This is a genomic window from Nonomuraea lactucae (assembly GCF_003313395.1).
Classification (GTDB): Bacteria; Actinomycetota; Actinomycetes; order Streptosporangiales; family Streptosporangiaceae; genus Nonomuraea; species Nonomuraea lactucae.
Map to the genome: position 1 here is coordinate 1 of NZ_QNFZ01000774.1, position 4666 is coordinate 4666.

The window sequence follows — 4666 nt, forward strand, 5'->3', positions numbered from 1 at the left end:
CAGCCGGTCGCCGATGCCGCCCTCGTGCGGCGGCGGGCCGAGGACCCGGCCGGGCGCGCCGGCGAGCTCCACCCGCGCCTGGCCCCGCGTGAGGTCGAGCGTCTCCAGAGGAGTGCGCGTGACTTCGCCGGCTGTGAGGTCGACGGCCACCATGACCACGCCGTCGCCGGTCAGCGCGGGGACCACGAGCACGCCGGCCTCCATGCCGCTCAGCACCTGGGCGAGCGTGCCCCGTACGGCCACGCCGCCGCCCCGCACGTGCTCGGCGGTCACGTCGGCGCCGGCGGGCGGCTGGGCGAGGGTCGCGATGATCCGGCCCTCGGCGATGCCGGTCAGCAACTCCTTGTCGGGCACCCGGGTGAGCGCGATCGTGGCGAACACGGTGGCCAGGAAGGGGCCGGGCAGCAGCGCCGCACCGGTCTCCTCCAGCACGACGGCCAGCTCGGCGAAGCCCGCGCCCGCCCCGCCGTACTCCTCGGGGACGATCAGGCCGGAGAGCCCGAGCTCGCCGTTGAGGCGGGCGTGGACCGCCGGGTCGTAGCCGTCGCGGACCTTGGGCAGCGGCGAGACCGCCTCCAGGAACGAGCGGACGGCCCGGCGCAGCTCCCGCTGCTCCTCGCTGAGTACGAGTTTCACCCCTGCGTCCCCACCTTCAGGTCCTTGAAGGGCACGGTCTTGTCCACGCGCGGCCCGGGCGGCAGGCCCAGCACGCGCTCGCCGATGATGTTGCGCATGATCTCGTTGGTGCCGCCGCCCAGCGACATGGCCGGGGCCAGCGAGATCGCGTGGGAGAGCGGGTCGCCGCCGACGACCGAGGCGGGCCCGGTCAGCCGGGTCGCGAGGTCCGCCTGGAACATGGTCAGCTCGGCCAGCAGCAGCTTGGCGGCGCTGCCCCGGGCTCCGGGGAAGACGCCGGCCTCGGCCTCCTGTGCCAGGCGCCGGTTGAACAGCGCCAGCGCGCGCGTGCGGATGTGCAGCTCGACGAGCTCGTCGCGGACCAGCGGGTCGCTCGTGTCGGCTGCGCGGCGCAACGCCTCCAGCGAGGACGGGTCCTCCTTGCGGTTGCCCATGCCGACGCCCGCCGAGATCGACAGCCGCTCGTGCAGCAGGGTCGTGACGGCGACGCTCCAGCCGTCGTTCGCCTCGCCCACCCGGTGCTCGTCGGGGACGGGGACGTCGTCGAAGAACACCTCGTTGAAGTTGGCGCGGCCCGTCATGTCCTTCAGCGGCCTGACCGTCACGCCCGGATGGCGCATGTCCACCACGAACATGGTCAGGCCCCTGTGCTTGGTCGCCTCGACGTCGGTGCGGGCCAGCAGCAGCCCCCAGTCGGCGTGGTGGGCGACCGACGTCCACACCTTCTGGCCGTTGACGATCCAGCCGTCGCCGTCGCGTACGGCGCGTGTCTGCAGGCTCGCCACGTCGCTGCCCGCGCCCGGCTCGGAGAAGAGCTGGCACCAGATCTCCTCGCCGCGCAGCAACGGCCGGACGAAGCGCTCGCGCTGCCGGTCGGTGCCCCGCTCGACCAGCGTCGGCCCGGTCATGCCGAGCCCGATGGAGAAGACGTACGTGGGGAGCGTGAAGCGGCGGGCCTCGGCGGCGAACGCCCGCTCCTCCTCCTGCGTCAGGCCCTGGCCGCCCCATCGCGCCGGCCAGGTGATGCCCGAGTATCCGGCGTCGTACAGCCTGGCCATGAACTCCTTGGCCCGCGCGACGGCCTCGCCCTCGGGGTACGCCTCGGAGGGGGCGTTCGCCTCGAGCCAGGCCCTGGCGGCGTGCCGATACGCGTCGAGGTTCACGTCGCCTCCTTGGCATCAGTGTTCACTTACTCTAACGAGCCTGATGCGGGACGCCTAGCACCCGGAGCCGTCGCCACGTTTTAACCGGATTTGTCAGTGAATCTCCGTGAATTAGAGCGAGGGCGACCTAGTGTGATCATCTGATTACCGGGGGGAAAGGTGTGATCACACGGTACGGCAGGTCCGTCCGGACGCGGCTGGCACTGCTCGCCGGCATCGCCACGGCGCTGATCAGCGTCGTGGTCAACGGGTTCGTCCTGTATGCCCTGCACAGCGCCGCCAGCGACTATCGCAAGACCGAGGTGATCAACACCGGCCTGCACGTCGTGCACCTGGTGAAGCGCGGCGAGCTGCCCACCGTGATCTCCAGCAACCTGGACGGCATCCAGGTCGTCAACGCGAGCGGGCGCGTGGTGGCCTCCACCGCGAACCTCGCCGGGCTGCCGCGCATGACCGACATGCTGCCCAGCGAGTTCAGCGCCCACCGGGCCGCCGAGGTCTGCGACCTGCCGTACTTCCCCGGGACGTGCGAGTTCCTGGCCATCTTCAGGGTGTACGAGCAGGACGGCGACTGGCTGGTCTACGCCGTGGACGCGCTGGTGCCGTGGTACGTCCATCCAGGGGTGCTCGCCGCCCTCGTCGCCGCGTCGGTGCTGCTGGTGGCGCTGGCCTCGTTCGGCGTGTCACGGGTGGTGGCCAGAACCCTCGCCCCCGTGGAGGAGATCCGCGACAAGCTCGCCCAGATCACCACGAGCGATCTGGGCAAGCGGGTGCCCGTGCCGCGCAAGGCGAACGAGATCCGGTCGCTGGCCGAGACCGCCAACCAGACGCTCGACCGGCTGGAGGCGGCGGTCGAGCAGCAGCGCCGGTTCGCCTCCGACGCCTCGCACGACCTGCGCAGCCCCATCACGGCGATGCGCGCCCAGGTCGAGGAGGCCATGCTGCATCCCGGCGACGCCGACTGGCAGGAGATCGGGCAGGCCCTGGTGGCCAGCCTGGACCGGTTGCAGGCCATCGTGAGCGACCTGCTGACGCTGGCCAAGCTCGACGCCGGCGCGCCGACGGCCCGGGAGCCGCTCGACCTGTCCGAGCTGGTCGCCGCCGAGACGATGCGGCAGCGCTCCAAGAAGCTGATCACCACGCTGCAGCCCGGCGTGCTCGTCACGGGCGACCGGCTGCAGCTCGCCCGCCTGCTGACCAACCTGCTCGACAACGCCGAGCGCCACGCCGAGTCCAACGTGATCGTCACCGTCCGGCGCATCGACGCCAACGCCATGCTGGAGGTCCTGGACGACGGCGGCGGCATCGCGCCCGACCAGCGCGAGCTCGTCTTCCAGCGCTTCACCCGCCTCGACGCCTCGCGCAGCCGCGACGCTGGAGGCACCGGACTGGGCCTGTCCATCGCCCGGGACATCGCCCAGAACCACCACGGAACCCTCACACTGGAGGACTCCGACACCGGGGCCCGCTTCGTCCTGCGCCTGCCGATCAGAGAGATCTGAACCGAACCTTGTGGTAACGCTCCCATAGCCCCGCCCGGTTTGTCCGACATGCGGTTCTGGCCAGTAGTTAGAGTGGCCCGCTGTGACACCAGGTTTCAGTCGATTACGGCGTGAGGACTTGCTCAAGACGGCGTGCGAGGTGATCGCGACGCATGGATTCGGGCACACCAGAACACTCGACATCGCCCGGGCCGCCGGCGTGAGCCAGGCGCTGCTCTTCTACCACTTCGAGACCAAGGACCAGCTGTTCGCACAGGCATTCGGTTACGCGGCCCAGCTCCACCGCAACGCGCTGGACTCCATCGAGCGGCTCGAACGGCCACCGCTCGAACGCCTGCGCGTGCTGCTGAGGCGCTGCTCCCCCGGGGCCGCGCCCGAGGGCTGGCGGCTCTGGATCGACGCCTGGGCGGAGTCGATCCGCAGCAAGCACCTGGAGGAGATCTCACGCCGGCTCGACCAGCAGGGCAGGCTGCTGCTCCGCGGGATCATCGAGGAGGGCGTGGCCGGCGGCGAGTTCGCCTGCGCCGACCCCGAGGCGTCGAGCTGGCGGATCTTCGCGCTGATCGACGGGCTGGCGATCCAGATCCACGTCCATCCCCAGGCGCTGTCCAGGCGCCGCGCCGCCCAGCTGGTGCGTACGGCCGCGGCGGCGGAAGTGGGGGTGGCCGCGGCGGATCTGTGAGCCTTTCCCGGGACCGCGCCGCCGAACGTGTCCATGTGGATGGGACCATGTACAGGTTTGCGACACGCTGGAGGGAAGGTACCGAGCGTTGAGGCGGCTACTCACGGTCCTGCTGCTCGCGTGCGCCACGGTGGGGGTCCCGCTCCCCGCCCTGGCGCACAACGTGCTGATCGGCAGCGACCCGAAGGACGGGGCCACGCTCCCGGCCGCGCCCGGGCGGATCACGCTGGTGTTCGACCAGCCGGTACGCCAGGGCTACGTCCAGGTCGGCGTGACCGGGCCCGACGGGACGGCGCGCGCCGACGGGGCGGCCGTGGTGGTGGCCGAGAAGGTGACGGTCAAGGTCAAGCCACTCGCGGCGAACGGCGAGTACCTGGTCGGCTACCGGATCCTGTCGGCCGACGGGCATCCGGTGACCGGAAAGATCACCTTCACCCTGGCCGCCGGTCCGGCGACGCCCTCCGCCCAGAGCGAGCCGTCCCAGAGCCAGCCATCCCAGAGCGAGCCGTCCCAGAACCGGCCAGCCGACGCCGCCCAGCCAGCCGGGGCTGCCCAGGCAACCGAGGCCGCCCAGCGAGCCGAGGCCGTCGAGGCGGCCGCCAACGGCGGGGCGGGCATGGCCGTGCTCTGGATCGTCGGCGCGCTCCTGGTGCTGGCGGCGGGCACCGCCGTGGCCCTGCGCC

The 4666-nt window shown here is 71.6% G+C and carries 5 protein-coding genes; 3 read left to right on the forward strand and 2 right to left on the reverse strand.

Going from position 1 to position 4666, the window contains the following annotated elements; all coding sequences use genetic code 11:
• Nucleotides 1–636 (reverse strand): acyl-CoA dehydrogenase family protein (locus DQW85_RS27235; protein ID WP_205315444.1); only part of this gene is annotated, 636 nt, incomplete at its 3' end.
• Nucleotides 633–1799 (reverse strand): acyl-CoA dehydrogenase family protein, encoded by a 1167-nt coding sequence (locus DQW85_RS27240; protein WP_113702768.1) that lies wholly within the window; start codon nucleotides 1797–1799, stop codon nucleotides 633–635. The genes DQW85_RS27235 and DQW85_RS27240, both read right to left, overlap by 4 nt.
• A gap of 161 nt (nucleotides 1800–1960) precedes the next feature.
• On the opposite strand from DQW85_RS27240, the gene DQW85_RS27245 reads away from it, so the two are divergent.
• From DQW85_RS27245 to DQW85_RS27255, 3 genes are all read left to right on the forward strand, one after another.
• Nucleotides 1961–3301, forward strand: a complete 1341-nt coding sequence (locus tag DQW85_RS27245) for a sensor histidine kinase (protein ID WP_240197454.1) — start codon at nucleotides 1961–1963, stop codon at nucleotides 3299–3301.
• 118 nt (nucleotides 3302–3419) lie between these two features.
• Entirely contained in the window at nucleotides 3420–3983 is a 564-nt protein-coding gene (locus DQW85_RS27250; protein WP_240197455.1) for a TetR/AcrR family transcriptional regulator, read from the forward strand.
• 88 nt (nucleotides 3984–4071) lie between these two features.
• Nucleotides 4072–4666 (forward strand): copper resistance CopC family protein (locus tag DQW85_RS27255; RefSeq protein ID WP_162795422.1); only part of this gene is annotated, 595 nt, incomplete at its 3' end.